The organism is Foetidibacter luteolus, assembly GCF_009650435.1.
GTDB classification, from domain to species: Bacteria; Bacteroidota; Bacteroidia; order Chitinophagales; family Chitinophagaceae; genus Foetidibacter; species Foetidibacter luteolus.
This window is the reverse complement of record NZ_VVIP01000049.1, coordinates 20,521-37,349: the sequence shown is the minus strand read 5'-3', so window position 1 is coordinate 37,349 and position 16,829 is coordinate 20,521. Positions and strand designations below refer to the sequence as shown.

At 47.3% G+C, this 16,829-nt stretch carries 11 protein-coding genes; 9 read left to right on the top strand and 2 right to left on the bottom strand.

Annotation, left to right across the window (positions count from 1 at the left end):
* Positions 1–10: 10 nt before the first annotated feature.
* Positions 11–406, bottom strand: coding sequence for a hypothetical protein (locus F0364_RS15205; RefSeq protein WP_153798651.1), 396 nt, complete (start codon positions 404–406; stop codon positions 11–13).
* Positions 407–724: 318 nt separating this feature from the next.
* On the opposite strand from F0364_RS15205, the gene F0364_RS15200 reads away from it, so the two are divergent.
* The 4 genes from F0364_RS15200 (at position 725) to F0364_RS15185 (ending at position 4,694) form a co-directional block, all read left to right on the top strand.
* Entirely contained in the window at positions 725–1,414 is a 690-nt protein-coding gene (locus F0364_RS15200; protein WP_153798650.1) for a Crp/Fnr family transcriptional regulator, read from the top strand.
* Positions 1,415–1,509: 95 nt separating this feature from the next.
* Positions 1,510–2,379 (top strand): DUF6089 family protein, encoded by an 870-nt coding sequence (locus F0364_RS15195; protein WP_153798649.1) that lies wholly within the window; start codon positions 1,510–1,512, stop codon positions 2,377–2,379.
* A 298-nt stretch (positions 2,380–2,677) separates the two neighbouring features.
* Positions 2,678–3,979 carry a PQQ-dependent sugar dehydrogenase gene (locus F0364_RS15190; protein ID WP_153798648.1) on the top strand — a complete coding sequence of 434 codons (1,302 nt, stop codon included), beginning with the start codon at positions 2,678–2,680 and terminating at the stop codon, positions 3,977–3,979.
* A gap of 304 nt (positions 3,980–4,283) precedes the next feature.
* Positions 4,284–4,694, top strand: a complete 411-nt coding sequence (locus tag F0364_RS15185; RefSeq protein WP_153798647.1) for a c-type cytochrome — start codon at positions 4,284–4,286, stop codon at positions 4,692–4,694.
* 77 nt (positions 4,695–4,771) lie between these two features.
* Here the strand turns inward: F0364_RS15185 and F0364_RS15180 are convergent, their stop codons facing one another.
* The gene (locus F0364_RS15180) at positions 4,772–7,165 is read right to left on the bottom strand and encodes a BamA/TamA family outer membrane protein (RefSeq protein ID WP_153798646.1); all 2,394 of its coding nucleotides are present in this window, start codon (positions 7,163–7,165) and stop codon (positions 4,772–4,774) included.
* Positions 7,166–7,169: 4 nt separating this feature from the next.
* Here F0364_RS15180 and F0364_RS15175 point away from each other — a divergent pair, with 4 nt between their 5' ends.
* The 5 genes from F0364_RS15175 (at position 7,170) to F0364_RS15155 (ending at position 16,827) form a co-directional block, all read left to right on the top strand.
* Entirely contained in the window at positions 7,170–7,889 is a 720-nt protein-coding gene (locus tag F0364_RS15175; RefSeq protein ID WP_153798645.1) for an RNA methyltransferase, read from the top strand.
* A 1,012-nt stretch (positions 7,890–8,901) separates the two neighbouring features.
* The gene (locus F0364_RS15170; protein WP_153798644.1) at positions 8,902–10,086 is read left to right on the top strand and encodes a FecR family protein; all 1,185 of its coding nucleotides are present in this window, start codon (positions 8,902–8,904) and stop codon (positions 10,084–10,086) included.
* Between the two features lie 216 nt (positions 10,087–10,302).
* Complete coding sequence (locus F0364_RS15165; protein WP_207632700.1) at positions 10,303–13,797, top strand: SusC/RagA family TonB-linked outer membrane protein; 3,495 nt, start codon at positions 10,303–10,305, stop codon at positions 13,795–13,797.
* Between the two features lie 19 nt (positions 13,798–13,816).
* Positions 13,817–15,349 (top strand): SusD/RagB family nutrient-binding outer membrane lipoprotein, encoded by a 1,533-nt coding sequence (locus tag F0364_RS15160; RefSeq protein ID WP_153798643.1) that lies wholly within the window; start codon positions 13,817–13,819, stop codon positions 15,347–15,349.
* 554 nt (positions 15,350–15,903) lie between these two features.
* Positions 15,904–16,827, top strand: a complete 924-nt coding sequence (locus F0364_RS15155) for an RraA family protein (protein ID WP_153798642.1) — start codon at positions 15,904–15,906, stop codon at positions 16,825–16,827.
* Positions 16,828–16,829 lie beyond the last annotated feature (2 nt).

Sequence of the window (16,829 nt, the reverse complement as noted above, 5' to 3'; positions counted from 1 at the left end):
ACAGCTACCGTTAATCGTGAGAAATCTCAGCTTTTGGTACATTCAATACGGCAGTATCCCGTTGTATGCTGTTGCCCTGCAGTATCTTTTTTATGTTGTTAAGGTATTGGTCTTTGTACTGCAGCGCCTGTTCAAGGGAGTCTGTCCTTATTTTAAGCTCCTGCAGTTCCTTGGTGGCGCGGCCTGTGTTGCCGGTGCCGGGCACATAATACTTCAGTGGTGTTAACGTAAGCAACGCCACGGTTACGCTAACCATCAAAACAAAAACGGTACACAGGCTTATGTACACACTAAGGCGGGATAGTTTAAAAGTCACCACCTCTTCGTAAGTATCGTCATTCATCACCACCAGCCGGTAACGGTTGCGCAGCCGCCGGAAAGTGGTGTTCTCTGTTAATTTACTCATAGTTGCATTGGGCGCGGTAAAGGTAAAGGGTTATGGGTACAATGGGTGCATCTTAAATCTCCGGCGGTTAACGGCGGCTTTAACTTTTCCATGTTCGTTAGTTCAAAGTTTAATATTAGCAAGCATTCAATTTCTCATGAGCTTCATTAACTAAGCAAATCATCAGCCTTTTACACCTAAACAGACCGGCAACCTGCAACTTGTAACCGGTAACCGGCTTTCGGGACACCTCCAAAAACACGATTATAATACAATACAACAGCCCGCGGTACTAAAATTTGTACTGAAGGGTTAATATTGCAATGCAATAAATAACTGATGAAAGAATATAAAGCCGGTTGCGATGTTAAGAGCTGTTTGTTATGTAAGCTTTGCCTGAAAGAATGGTTGCCCGCTGTGGCTGCCAACCGCAAAAACTTTCAGTTTAAAAAGGGCGAACTGCTGTTTAAGGAAGGGGATGAAATGACAGGTATTTACTTTGTTTACAGTGGTACGGTTAAAGTTCACAAGCGTTGGGACAAGGATAAGGAACTTATACTCCGCTTTGCCAAAAAAGGAGATATTGTCGGCCATCGCGGCCTGGGCAAAGACAACTTTTTCCCCATCTCCGCTACAGCGCTGGAGCCGGTTACTGCCTGCTTTATTGATATTGAATTCTTTCTTTCTTCTTTAAAGGTTAACCACAATTTTTTGTTTGAGCTGATGATGTTTTATGCGGCTGAGCTGAAGCATTCTGAACGTAATATGCGGAACCTTGCACACATGCCTGTTAAAGGCCGCATTGCGCAGGCCCTGCTGTTGTTGCAGGAAAAGTTTGGGGTAAACAGCCAGGGCTGTATTGACATTACCCTTAGCCGGCAGGATCTTGCTTCTTTTGTTGGCGCTACTTACGAAACCGTTTTTCGTACCATTAACGAACTGGTTGATGAACAACTGGTTACCATTATGGGAAAAGACATTGCCATTACCAACCGCCCGGCTTTGGAAAATTTGCTAGGCGAGCAATAATAACCCTGTAACTTGCAGCGTTTTACAATTTATGGGTATCTGCTATACGGCGCCCGTTTTTACTTAGGCATAAAAATTGAATCAGACCTGTGAATATGAAAAAAATCGTTTTGCCGGTTTTCACCGCATTAGCCCTTATATACTCTTCGGTTTCGCATGGCCAACGCTTACACGCTCATATAATGGCCGGTACAGCCAATTATAATGGAGACCTGCAGGCCCGCAGGTACACCCTCAGCCAGTCACAACTGGCACTTTCCGGCGGACTTACTTTTGAATTAACAGAAAAGCTTTACCTGCGTGGCGAAATAAGCTATGCCAAAGTAGGCGCAGATGATAAGTTTGGCAAAACGCAGTTTCAGTTACGGAGAAACCTCAGCTTTCAGTCAGTGGTTTACGAAGGCAACCTGCTGGCTGAGTACGACATTCTCAACATTAACGAAAGGCGTATTGTACCCTACGTGTTTGCCGGTGTCGGCCTCTTTCATTTTAGTCCCTATACATATGATTCTGTAGGCAGAAAAACATACCTGCAAAACCTGGGTACAGAAGGGCAGGGGCTGCCTGAATACGGCAACAAACCCACTTACAGCAAATTGCAGTTAAACATTCCTTTGGGTGCAGGTATTAAGTTCGCCTTGTCCGAGAACATCAGGGTGGGTTTGGAAATAGGCCTGCGTTACCTGTTTACCGATTACCTGGATGATGTAAGCGGCACTTATGTTGATCTTGATATCCTTCGTGCCGCCAGGGGCAGCAGGTCTGCCAGTTTATCTTACAGGGGAGATGAATTAAAGCCCGCTGTAGCATTCCCCGGCGCAGGCAGAAGAAGGGGCAATTCAGGTGCAAAAGATTTTTATTACTTCAGCATGGTACGTTTTTCGTACAGGCTTCCTTTTGAAATATTTGGCAGCGGCAGCAGTGGCAGTTACGGCAAATCCAGCGTGGCCTGCCCGCGGTTCTGATTTTTCCTTTAAGTTTCCTTCTTTAGATGCATTGTTCCTGCTTCAGCACTGGAAGAGTGCCACGCATTTTCTACCTCGTGGGAAAAGTCGCATAGCGAACAGAACGTACAAGTGAGTGACACAACAAAAGCCTCATGCTTATTCGCCTGCCCGGTACATAAAAATACTTTTATCATACAATCGCCAAGCCCCCCTTCCGGGGATGGGGGCACCTAAACTTTATTATTTAATAGTATCGCCCGGTATTTGCTGTTATTGCATTATGGCTAATTTTAAACTTCTATAAAAACCTAATCTAATGAAAAAAACATCTGTAAGGTTGCGCAATGTGTTTATGGGTGCATGGGCTTTATGCGGTTCGGTTGTGTGTTATGCTAACCCAGATTCTACCGCTGCCCGGGCAAACGCAGTTAAAGCAGACGCTGATAATGCAGGCTTAAAGCTTCCGCCCGGTTTCGGGGCTTTAATAGCTGCCCAGGGTATTACCGCGGCAAGGCATATTGCTGCCACACCGCAGGGTGATATTTATGTAAAACTGGGCGGACTTAAAGATGGAAAAAGCATATACCTGCTGCATGATGCAGACGGCGATGGCAAAACCGAAACCCTTACCGGCTTTGCTACGTTTAACGGCACTGGCATAGCTGTAAAAAGCGGGTACCTGTACGCCTCTTCTAATACAGATGTTTACCGCTATAAACTGGATGCCGGTAACAAAGTAATAAACCCCGATAACCCGGAAACGGTGGTTACCGGGCTTATTGACCGCCGCCAGCATGCCGCCAAGGCCATTGCGCTGGATGATGCAGGCAACCTGTATGTAAACATCGGCGCTTTTTCTAACTCTTGCCAGGAAAAAGACCGTGCCAACGGCTCGATGGGTATGCAGCCATGCCCTATATTGGATTCCGCGGCAGGCATATGGCAGTTTAAGGCAGATAAGCTTAACCAGGGTTATGGCGATGGTGTGCGTTATGCAACAGGCCTGCGCAATGTGGTGGGGCTTGACTGGAACAGCACCTCTAACTCCTTATTTGTAATGCAGCACGGCAGAGATGGCTTGCACGATCTTTTTCCGGCCATGTACGATACAAAGCAGAGCGCTGAACTGCCCTCAGAATGCATGTACGAAGTGAAACAGGGTGATAATGCCGGCTGGCCGTACATCTATTACGACCAGATTCAGAAAAAGAAGATACTGGCCCCCGAATATGGGGGCGACGGTAAAAAAACCGGCGGCGAAGATGCGATAGACCCTGTGGTTGCTTTTCCCGGCCACCTTGCCCCCAATGCGCTCTTATTTTATACAGGTACTATGTTTCCTGAAAAATATAAGAATGGCGCATTTGTGGCATTTCATGGCTCGTGGAACAGGGCGCCGGAACCGCAAAAAGGGGCGTTTGTAGCCTTTGTTCCTTTTAAAGATGGTAAGCCCAGCGGCGAGTGGGAAATTTTCGCGGATAACTTTGCCGGGCCGGTGTATAAATCGCCGGGTTCTGCAAAGCACCGCCCCACAGGTTTGGCGCAGGGCCCCGATGGCTCTTTGTATGTTAGTGACGATAGCGGCTCTACCATTTACAGGATTATTTATACCAAATAACCCGCCGGCGGCAATGTCCTAAAAAAGAAAAGAATTTGTGGGGGTGCCCCCAAGCTATCGCAAGGGGTCGGGCTTTCCGCTACAAGTCCTCGCCACTCGTACCTCGTGGCTGTGGGCTTTCCGCTGCAATCCCTCACCCGCTGGTGCAACTGCGTAATTTTATTGCAGGCAGCCGTAGTTTCAAAGAGTAGGTTTTTGCCCCTCTCCTTGGAGAGTGGTTGGGGTGAGGTCAGGATACCGGGGAATGAAAGCTTAAATTTATTACTCAGATCAGATAACAATTGAATCAATCAACAAAAAGCACATGTTTAAAAAAGGTCTTGTAACACTCACAGCATTATTTATTGTATTGGCCACGGCCAGCGCACAGGCGCCATCAAAAGCGGTGCTGGCAAAAGGGAAAGAAATTTACACACAGTATTGCTTAACCTGCCACCAGCCAGATGGGGAAGGGGTTCCTAACCTAAACCCACCGCTCATTAAAACAGCCATCACCATTGGCGAAAAAACAAAGCTGATTACCTGGGTGCTTAGCGGAACAACGGAAAAGAAGGAAATTGACGGTGTATTCTATGGCAATAATATGCCCCCTCAAAATTACCTGAAAGATGACGAGATTGCCGCTGTGCTTACCTACATCAGAAGCAGTTTTGGCAATAAGTCCAGCGCTGTTTCCGCCACGGACGTTAAAAAAGTAAGGGCTTCGGTAAAATAGCATTGGTATGTTTTTAAGGCTGTCAGCCTGAGCTTGTCGAAGGCGGGCGATAACCTAACTGCACTAAAACGCATTGGTTAAAACGGAAGGTTGATGCCCAGTTGTATGGCATAATTGTTCCTGTTAACAGGGGTTTTTGTGGTGGGGTCAATATAGGTTTTCTCGTTATTGCGCCAGGTAAAGTCAGTAAAGTCAAGCCAGCCGTTATTGGTAAGGCGGGCAGGGTCTTTTAGTTTAATACCCCCATCTACACGTATCATAAAATAGGTAAAGTCAAACCGCAGGCCGGTGCCAATGCCAATTGCCAGGTCTTTACCCAGGCGGCTAAACTTAAATTCAGACCCGGGCAAATCAGGGTTCCCTTTTACATTCCACACATTGCCCATGTCGGCAAACAAAGCGCTGCCTATGTTTACGCCTCCAATGGTAGCCAGCGGAAACCTGTATTCAATATTTGCTTCCAGTTGCATATCGCCATAGCGGTCTTTATAAGCAATAGTGTCGTTGGCAATATTGCTGCCCAGGCCAAGCTGCCGCAACGTCCAGGCACGCATACTGTTCGGGCCACCGCCTATAAACTGTTTAAAAAATGGCAGCGTGGTACCGAATTTTGGGTTATTGCCGTAATTGTAGCCAATGCCGCCAAACACCCGGAATGCAAGGGATGTTTTGCGGAAACTGATATTTTTCCTGGCCTCTCCCTCAAATTTAATGAACTGGTAATTTCTGCTAAGGCCAAGCCCGTGAGACCACTCGGCGGAAAGCCTTACATAGTTAACGTTGTTTGCATTGCCCGTCCAGGTTTGTGTGCGGCTTACGATTGTGCTGATGATGTTACCAGTATTGAACACGTTTTGGAGGAAGGGGTTAGATTGAATCGCCTGGCTTAACGCCGCCAAGGTATCAAGACTGTAAAACTCCAGGTTAAGAAATTTCCACTGCCACGCCCGGTTACGGCGGTATGTCCATTCCCATCCGTAAGACGCTGTTAAAGAGCGCAGGCGGAAGTAATTGCTCCTTTCTGAATAGGCGGCATTAACGCCAACTATGGTTTTAACCGCATCCGTTCTTTGCGACCGCTGAGAAAAAGTATTGGAAAAGAACCGCTGTATCCCTTTGGGTATTAATTGCGGAAAGCTGTAATTGTGCCCTATAGAAGATTGAAAAGTTTGCAGCAGCGAACTGCCGCCGGTAAGGTTAAGCTCTACGCCATTTCTAAAGCTGGTGGCGGATTGTATGGCCCTTTTCCACACATTCCTGTTGCGGTAGGTAGCACCCAGCGCCAGGCCAATCAGGCTGTTGGAAGAAAATACATCGCCGGTATTACGGCTGGCTTCCAGGTCAAACGTAAGGTTGTGTTTAGGGTAGGGTATAAGGAAAATATGAAAATCAACCGTATCTCCCCGTAGCGATGTCCTGGAATCTACCTGCCGCCAGGCGCCAATAGAAGAGAGGTTATTCATGGTTTTTATAAAAGTCCGCTCGTTGTAGGGGCCGCCCCTACGCATATAAGTATGTTCCCTCAAAGGTTTGTAAGAGAATTTGCCCTCTGTATAAAACATGGTGATGGAGCTGGTGTCTGGCGATACAATGCTTCTGTAATCGGCCTTGCCTATCAGGCTGTCGTAAATATCAAACGGCCCGGTTTCCGGGTAATAAAAAATATTGCCAACGTAATAACGCCGCATGGCAGATGAATCTATCAGGCTGGAGTCTGCATTGCGGCGCTCTTTTATAACCACATCCGCGGTAGGGTTGCGTTTTCTTTTTTCAATGGTTTCATTAATGGCTTCCGCCAGTTGAAAGGGGTCTGTTACCTGTTGCAGCAATGCTATATCCATTGTGTCCACTTCGGCCACCACGTAATCCCGTGTCATTTTGTAATAGCCCCTTACCCTAAACGTATCTACCAGCCTGTCAAGCTCTGCTGCAATGGCTTCTTTGGCAACCGGGGTTATATTCTTTTTTATCAGCGCCTCTTTAAACCCCCGCATGGCATAAAACTGCAGTGCAGAGTCATTAAAGCCGTATGCCAACGAATCAATGATGGTGGCTTTGCCGGCGTTAATATCCATGGTTACATGAACCCGCTGCTGGTCGGCCTTATAGGTGGTATCGTAATGAGAGGTGAGTTCAGGATAATAATACCCTTGTGATTTAAGGTAGCCATTCATTAATGCCTTGGTACGTGGAATGTTACTGGTATCAAAAACCGGTGGGTTTTTTAACCGGTAAAAAAAACCAAACTGCTGCACTTTGCGGGTAAGCAGGCTGTCATCCCAATAGTTTTGCAGTGCGGTTTCCAGGCGTTTCCTTTCATCTTTGTCAATGCCGTTTGAATCAGCTACAACAACCTTATTTTCGTACACAAATGGTTTGTTGGGGTATGACTGGCGGCGACAGGCGCAAAACAGGAAAACCATACCAACAAGAAACACAAAAACATAAAACGGCCTGCTGCTTAACTTCATGATTATGATAACTAAAAAAGAAATCAAATATATCCAAAGTTTATACCACAAAAAAAACAGGGACGAGGAGAATGCCTTTATAGCCGAAGGCCCTAAGATAGTGGCGGAAATATTCAGCAGCGGTTACAAAGTATTGCATGTATATGCTTTGGCGCAATGGATTGAAGATAACCCGGGTCTCAATGCCGTATTAATCAGCGGGCCGGAGCTTGAAAAAATATCACAACTGCAAACACCTAACCAGGTACTGGCCATAGTGGAAAAAAAAGCCCCTGTGCAGTACTTTAACCTGCAAAACAAGTTAACCCTTGTGCTGGATGGCATACAGGACCCCGGCAACCTGGGCACCATCATACGAATTGCAGACTGGTTTGGTATTACACAAATAGCAGCTTCTGCAGATACCGCGGACGTGTTCAACAGTAAAGTTATACAGGCCACCATGGGCAGCTTTTTACGGGTACAATGCCGGTATACAGATGTGCAGGCCCTGTTAAGTGCAGCCAATGTGCCCGTTTATGGCGCACTGCTTAACGGCAAAGACATTCGTAAACTTAGCCCGGTTAAAGAAGGCATATTGGTTATTGGCAATGAGAGCAAAGGCATCAGGAGCGGGTTGCTGCCTTATATCATTCACCCGCTCACCATTACAAGAATTGGCCAGGCAGAGTCTTTGAATGCCGCCATAGCCACAGGAATTATATTGTCTCACATCTGCGCTTAATTACTTTGCAGCGTGTGGGGGAGTGAGTGAAATCGTACATCCCACATCAAACATTTACCATAAGTAAGTACTTCGTACTTCGTAAATCGTACTTGCCTTTGGGGGTGCCCCCAAGCTGCGCAAGGGGTCGGGCTTTCCGCTCATACTCCGGCACAAGACCTCTGCTGCGATGGCCTCACCGGGGTATCCGCTTCAATCCCTCACCCGAAAGCCAGTTACCGGTTGCAGGTAGCTGGTTGCCGGTCTGTAAATGGGTGAGTGTTTGAAATTTCTTTGGGGCGATGAAGTGCAAGTTTCGTACAGCGGCAGAGCCCGCAAACATTCAACTCTAAACAAACTAACATTGAACAATCAAGCCCCATTGGGCGATATATTAGTAGATAAAATAAGTAACCCCCGGTTTGCAACCAGGGCTATTATTAGTAAAGCCTTTCAGGCTTTTAAAATCTACCCGGGTTTCGCCTGAAGCGGCGGTGCAGCAAACATTCAACTTTAAACAAGCGAACATTAAACAATCAAGCCCCATCGGGGCGATATGTTAGTAGCACAATATGAAGATGCCGATAGTAGCGCCGTAGGTGCGATATGTTCACCACGCATTCTGGGTAACAGATGTGCGCAGGGATGCCTGTTGATTGTAGTTTAAATCACATGCCCTTCCAACTTCTTCCTGATTTTCCGTGCCTCAATGGCAATCTATTCCCGGCGCCGGAGAAGCCCGGGCAAAAATACGCTGCGTAAAAAACTGCAGAGCGCACAAAGCCCTTCCTTTTGCTCAGGGCGGGCTGCTACATCCATTGCCGAATAGCATTGCTGCAGTACAAGAGTGCGACGCAACGGAAGCCTCATGCATGTTCCTCCTGCCGGGCCCATAAAAATACTTGTACCACACATGCGCTAAACTCGCCTTCAGCAGATGAGGGGAGGCGGTGTTTCTACGCCACCTCAAAAAAATTTTCTTCTTCCTTAGGGGGTAGTCATCTTTTACTACACATACTGTAAAAATATCTCCTTGAGCAAACAGGAAATTTTACAGCTTATTGACAGATACCTGGATGGTACCGCTAATGAAGAGGAGATAGGGGTGCTGATGGAATACTATAACAGTTTTCAGCAGCAGGGCCAATGGAGCGAAGAACTTGGCGATAGCCGGGAACTGGAAGATGCCATGCTGAAACGCCTTACAGAAGCATTGCGAGTTAAACCTTCTGCCAAAAGCTTTCGCTTTTTTCGTACACGGTTTGCAGCAGCCGCGGCTGCGGTAATTGTATTGCTCATCAGCGCCACGCTTTGGCTGGTAACCAGTAATACAACACAAAAAAAGCCTGTTGCCCGGGTGCAACCTTTGCAAAATGCCGATAGTGCATTTACAAGCGGCAAAGCCATACTTACACTTGCGGATGGGCGGAAAATATTACTGGATGATGCTTCTAACGGCATATTGGCCCGCCAGGCGAACAGTACAGTACATAAACAGAATGGAGCTTTAATATACGAAGCAGGTAATGCTGCTGCGGCCGTTGCAACTACATACAACACCATTGCCACGCAAAGAGGCGGCGAATATTTAGTGGTTCTGCCCGATGGAACAAAAGTTTGGCTTAACGCGGCATCATCGCTGCGTTTTCCACCTGCCTTTGCCGGTGCTGAAAGGCAGGTGGAAATAACCGGCGAGGCCTATTTTGAAGTGGCCAAAAATCCTGCCATGCCTTTTAAAGTGGCTGTTATAAACAATGGCAAAAACCGTGGTGTGGTGGAAGTACTGGGTACGCATTTTAATATCAACAGCTACGATGGAGAGGGCGCCACGCAAACAACTTTGCTGGAAGGCAGCGTAAAGATTACACCCGTAATTAATGCCCTGCCCGCGGCAGGCAGTTCTCAAAAGCTGGTAGCTGGCCAGCAGGCAAGAATTAACAGCAACAGCGGCGTCATGAAGATTGTGCCTGCGGATGTGGAAGAAGTGATGGCCTGGAAAAATGGGTTGTTTTATTTTAATGATGCGGATATTAAAACCATTATGCGCCAGGTAGCACGCTGGTACGATGTGGAAGTGGCGTATGATGGCCATGTGACATCCCGTACATTTTCAGGGAAGATAAAACGCAGCGCGGAAATAACTAACGTGCTGGCCATACTGGAGCAAAGCGGTATCCATTTTAATATGAAAGGCAGAAGGATTGTTGTAAAGCCATAATAAGCCCCGACTGTTTAGTTAAAAGCTGGTAAACCGTACGTTTAGTTTATTAATAATTCACCACTCTTAAATCTATACGCCAATGAGAAAATAACAGCTAATGCTTCCCCGAAAAAACAAAAACCGGAAATGTCGTTACCATTCCCGGCCAGTAGTTTGACTTAACAAAAAAACATCTGATTAACGTCTGATTGCTTAACCAAACATGCCAAAACTATGCAATTACATGCTTTTTGCAAAACGTGGCAGGGCTTGCTGATGAACTGCGCCTGCCATGTAATCAAGATAAATGGTTTGCTAACCGTAAAACCCAAAAGGTTTACCAAAACAACCATTATAACGATGAAGTTAACTGCCATCTTATTGTTTGCCGCCTGCTTACAAGTTAATGCCAAAGGGATTGCCCAATCCATTACACTTACGGAACGTAATGTGCCGATAGAGTCCATTTTTAAAAAGATAGAGAAACAAACCGGCTACCTTTTCTGGTACGAGAATAAGCTGGTAAAACAGGCCGGCAACGTTACCGTTGTGGTAAAAAATGCTTCTCTTAAAGAAGTGCTGGATGAGTGCATTAAAGACAAAGCGCTGTCTTATACCATTATTGACAAAACGGTGGTGATTAAACAAAAAGCCATACAGGCTGATTATGTTTTATATGCCACACCGCCACCTTTTGCTGAAGTAACCGGCACCGTTACCAATGAAAAGGGGGAAGCGTTGCCCGGCGTATCTGTACAGGTAAAAGGTACATCCACCGCTACCGCCACGGATGCCGCGGGCAAATACAGGATTAATGTAAACTCTGCCGATGCTATATTGGTGTTTACTTTTGTGGGCTATGCTTCCAAAGAAATAACTGTACGCGACCAGGTTACCATCAACATCTCATTAGAGTTACGCGATAACAGCCTTGATGAAGTGGTGGTAACCGCCCTTGATATTAAGAAAGATGCAAGAAAGCTAGGTTACTCAACAGCAACGGTTAATACTGAGCAAATAACCACCAACCGCACCACCAACCTGGGCAACAGCCTACAGGGCAAGGTGGCCGGGTTAAATGTATCGCCGCCTGCCGGTGGGCCTGGCGCTTCTTCTAAAATACGCATCAGGGGCCAATCTTCTTTTGGCGGTAACAACTCTCCGCTGATTGTTGTAAATGGCGTTCCTATCAATAACTCCAGCAGCTCCGCTGGTACCGGCTTAAACATGACCAGCGCTACGGGCGGCTCATCAGATGGGGGCGATGGCCTGCAAAGCATCAACCAGGACGATATAGAATCCCTGACGGTTTTAAAAGGTGCTGCCGCTGCGGCCCTGTATGGTTTTCGTGCCAAAGATGGGGTAATCATCATCACCACCAAGAGCGGAACCAAATCTACCGGCATTGGCGTGGAAGTCAACAGCAATTTCCAGGCAGAGCAGGCGCTGGATTTTACAGACTTTCAATATGAATACGGCCAGGGTGAGTTTGGAAAACGCCCCACAACGGTTGCCGAAGCGCAAAGCTCCGGCGTATGGAGTTTTGGTGAAAAATTTGATGGCAAACCCACACCACAGTTTGATGGCTCTACGCAAAACTATGTGGCATACCCCAACAGGATAAAAGACTTTTACCGCACCGGTATGAACTGGACTAACTCCGTTGCTGTTTCCGGTGGCAATGAAAAGGGACATTTCCGCTTGTCTTTTGCCAATACAGATGCCAAAAGCATTATGCCCAATTCTGATTACCAAAAGAAGATCATTAACCTTGGGCTTACTTATAACCTTACAAAGCAGTTGAGCGTACAACTGAATGCCAACTATTCCAACGAATACACCAAGAACCCGCCGCAGATAGGCATACAGGATATGAATGCCAATACTACCATTTATACACTGGCCAACAGCATTAATACGGAGTGGCTGAAGAATTATAAAGATGCCAATGGTAACGAAATGCCGCTGGCACGCTTTACCAACCGTAACAACCCGTATTGGGTAACACTGCACCGGTTTGAAAATATTCACCGGGACCGCATCTTCGGCAACGCTTCTGTACGCTACAAGTTTACAGACTGGTTATACGCCCAGGCACGTTTTGGCCAGGATTACTACACAAGGCCATACGATTACAACCGCCCCACAGGTACCCGCTCTATAGGTGCTGCGGCAAGCGGTTTTAACGGGTATTATTACCAGGATGTAACCACGTTCCGGGAACGCAATATGGACTTTTTGATAGGCGCCAACCACAGCTTTGGCAATTTTGGTATTGATGCGATTGTTGGCGGCAACCAGATGCAGCAGGTATATGACAACATGAGCACCGCCGTTACCAATTTTTATGTGCGTGACTTATATACCATCGCAAACGGCCAGGTTAAAAACCCGCTCTACAGCTATTGGAAAAAAAGAGTAAACTCCCTCTATGGTTCGGTTGATTTCTCTTTTAAGAATTATCTCTACCTAACCGTTACAGCCCGTAACGACTGGTTCTCTACCCTTAACCCAACATCTAACAGCTATCTGTATCCATCTGTAAGTGGCAGCTTTGTTTTCAGTGAGGCACTGGGCGGCAAGCCGGGCTGGCTTGACTTTGGCAAAGTGCGTGTAGCTTATGCGCAGGTGGGTGGAGATACAGACCCTTATGCCAATGCTATTTACTACAACGTAAATGCCAATCCATTTAACGGTGTGGCGCTGGGCTCTATGACATCCAGCATTAGCCCCAATGCTAACCTGCGGCCATTGAAGGTAAAAGAAACAGAATTGGGTTTGGAAATGCGGATGTTTAACGGCAGGGTAAATCTTAATGCCTCAGGTTATATTAAGAATACCGTGGATGAAATATTGAACGTAGATATTTCCAATTCATCCGGCTACAGCCAAACCAAAGTAAACATTGGTAAACTGCAGAACAAGGGTATAGAGTTGCTCTTATCCGTAGTGCCGGTTAAAGCGCCAAAATTTAACTGGGAAACCAGCGTAAACGGCAGCTACAACATAAGCAAAGTGCTGGAACTGGCCAATGGCCAAACCCGTTTTGATGTAGGCGCAGGCGAGTTTTTTGGCAATGTATCCCACGAGATAGGGCTGCCGCTGGCCTCACTGCGCGGCTTTGATTACAGGCGCAACGAAAAAGGCGAAATACTGCTTGCCAACGGTATGCCGCAACAGGGCAGCCTTAAAACTTTTGGCAGCGCCATACCTAAATGGGTAGGGGCATGGATGAACACATTTACCATTTACGGCTTCCGCATATTTACACAGGTTGATTTTAAAGCGGGGCACAAAATACTGTCCAATTCCAATCTTAACTTCCTGCGCCACGGCCTGCACAAGGCATCACTGGTTGGCCGTGAAGGGGGTGTTGTGTACGATGGCGTTAATGCGGATGGCTCTGCCAACGAAACATCTGTTGAAGCGGAACAGTTTTATTCCTCCTACCGCGGCGCCGGCCTTGCTGCGCCATTTGTTTACAATGGGGCTTTTGTAAGGTGGAGAAGCCTTTCTATCGGTTATGATTTATCAAGGTTTGTAAAGAAAGGTTTCATCAAAGGGCTTAACGTTACCGCCATCATGAACAATGTTTTAATGTTTAAGAAATACCTGGATAACCTTGACCCCGAAGCGCAGGTTTCCTCATCAGATAACCTGCAGGGCATAGAAACACATACGCTGCCTACCACACGCAGCTATGGCCTGAATGTTAACGTTAAATTTTAATTCCTCAAAAGCTTACGATATGAAAAGACTGCATAAAATAATCATAGCGCTGTTTGCCTTTGCAGGATTAAACAGTTGCACCAAAGATTTTGAAGAGATCAATACCAATCCCGTGCAGGCTACCTCGCTTGACCCGGTGTACCTGTTTGCCAATGCGCAGTTCAGCGCCGCTATTGCCACTTACAATTATCAACTGGAAATTGTACAGCAAATCAATACGCCCTATACAGGTGTGCTGGAAGGCGGCAACCACAATGTAAACTACGATCCCAGCACCAATGCGGCTTACAATACTTTGTACACTACCAGCATTAAATTTCTTACAGATGTGCTGGACAAAACAAAGGATAACGCTGCCCGCGCCAACCTTTACCAAATGGCCCGTATATGGAAGGCGCATGTGTTTATGGTGCTGGTGGATACTTACGGCGACGTGCCTTATTTCAACGCGGGCAAGGCATACCTTGAGCAATCTTACCAACCTGTGTATGATGACCAGGAAGCCATTTACAACGACATACTTACAGAACTGGAAGATGCCACTAACAAGCTGGATGCAGCGCAGCCCATAGAAACCAGCGACCTGTTTTACAAAGGCGGAATAGCACAGTGGAAAAAACTGGGCAACTCCCTGCTTTTAAGGGCAGGCATGCGTTATTCAAAGGTAGATGCGGCTAAGGCTGAAGCTACGGTTAAAAAAGCTGTTGACGCATCCCGCGGCGGTGTTTTTACCAGTAATGCAGACAATGCCATCATTGCTTTTAACGCTACTTTCAACAGCCCTACAGGCAGTTGGTTCCAGGCCACGGAAAGGGGTAATATTTACCTGGGCAAGCCCTTTGTTACGCATCTGCAAAACATGAACGACCCCCGTTTAAAAGTAATATCCGTTAAGTATGCCGACCCGGCCAAACCGCTGGCCGAGGCAGGCGCGGCAGATACAGACCCCGCCAACCAGGAAGGCATGCCTTATGGTTACAACGAGTCAACCATTGCTACCGCTCCTGGTTTCCCGGGTAAAATAGGCGCCGCTTTTGCCTACTCACAGGTAAACCGCCGCACAGTTGGTAAAATAGATGCGCCTGAGTTTTTTGTTACCTATGCGCAAACACAGTTGCTGATGGCCGAAGCTGCACAGCGGGGCTGGATAACCGGAAACGCTGCTGATTACTATGCTGCCGGTGTTCGTGGCGCCATGAAACAAATGGCACAGTTTGATGTGTCTGCCGCCATCTCCCAGGCCGATGAAGATGCTTACCTGGCTGCGCACCCTTACAATGCAACAACAGGCCTTCAGCAAATAAATGACGAATACTGGGTTAACTCCTTCCTGAACGGTTCCGAAGGCTGGGCCAATTTCCGCCGCAGCGGTTTCCCGGCTTTAACGCCTAACCCTTATCCCGGCGCTGACCCCGCGGTGAAGGGTGGCTTTATCAGAAGGCTTACCTACCCGGTGCGTGAGCAGTCTGTAAACTCAGAAAATTATGCGGCTGCCGTAGCAAGAATGGGGCCCGACAACCTGGCAACCAGGGTGTTTTGGGATAAAGAGTAAATAAGGCTGTGAGTGGCGAGTTGTGAGCTGTGAGTTGCGGGTTGTGAGGTGCGAGAGAATGCGTCCGGCTTTGCTCAAGGCTCCTAACTCACAGCTCGTCGCTCATAAGCTCGTCGCTCATAGCTCGCAGCTTCTGGGCTCATAGCTCACAGCTTGTCGCTCATAGCTCCATTATTGTCCAGGCAGGAGGAATTACTATGAGGCTTCCGTTGTGTCACTCACTTGTACGTTCTGTAATTCTATGCAGCATAGTGAAACAGGCTTCGATTGTTCAATGTTCTTTTGTTCGGGGTTCAATGTTAACGGCATAGCCACTCTGCGGAACTGGAAGTTCCGCAGTACTATTCTGTCGCTTGCAGCGACAATTGGTTATTCCCTGGTGCGTGTCTGTTCCCTTGGTGCGTGTCTTCACGCACCAACCCTACCCGGGTCTGAAAAGCCGCCCATTGAACCGGACGTACAAGTGAGTGACACAACGGAAGCTTAATAGCAGTACCTCAGCCAAGTACCAAAAAAATACTAATGCTTAACCATATCATCAAAAACATCACTACATGAAGAAAACGATTGTGGGCCTCTTGTTTTTATGCAACGCGGCGCTGTTGCATGCTCAGCAAATAACATTAACGCCAGACCAGATTAAAGCCCTTACTGCCGACTGGAAAGGAGAACGCTCCGCCGATGGACGGCCGCATGTGCCGGATAAAATACTGGAGCGCCTCAAAAATGTTTCCATTGAAGAAGCCTGGGGCATTTTGCGCAACAAAGGGTTTCAAAACCAGTTTGAAGGCGACTGGATGGTAATGTGGCCAGACAGTGTAATGACCGGCCGTGTGGTAACCGCGCAGTACATGCCTTTGCGTGCCGACATGGACAAGCTGGTAAAAGAAAAAGGCAAAGCGGAAGGGCGCATTGGCGGCACCAACTCATGGCCCATTGATGTGCTGAAAAATGGCGACATCTATGTAGCAGACAGCTATGGCAAAGTGGTTGACGGCACATTGATAGGCGACAACCTGGGTAATTCCATCTATGCCAAATCGCAACGCGGCGTAATATTTTATGGCGCCGTGCGGGATATGGAAGGCCTGGAAGAAATTAAGGGCTTTAATGCATGGATAAAAGGGTACGACCCATCGTACATACAGCAAATGATGTTAACGGGTATCAACACGCCCATCCGCATAGGCAGGGCCACCGTACTGCCCGGAGACGTGGCACTGGCCAAAAAAGGCGGCGTAGTATTTATACCCGCGTACCTGGTGGAAGACCTTGTTATTAACGCCGAGTTTATTATGCTGCGGGACAGCTATGGCCACCAACGCCTGAAAGAAGGCAAATACACCCCCGGCCAGATAGACACCGAATGGACCGATGAAATAAAAAAAGATTTTTTGAAATGGCTGGATGAAAATTCAGCTAAACTGCCTATGCCCCGGGCAGAGCTGGATAAGTATATGAAGGAAAGGAACTGGTAGGG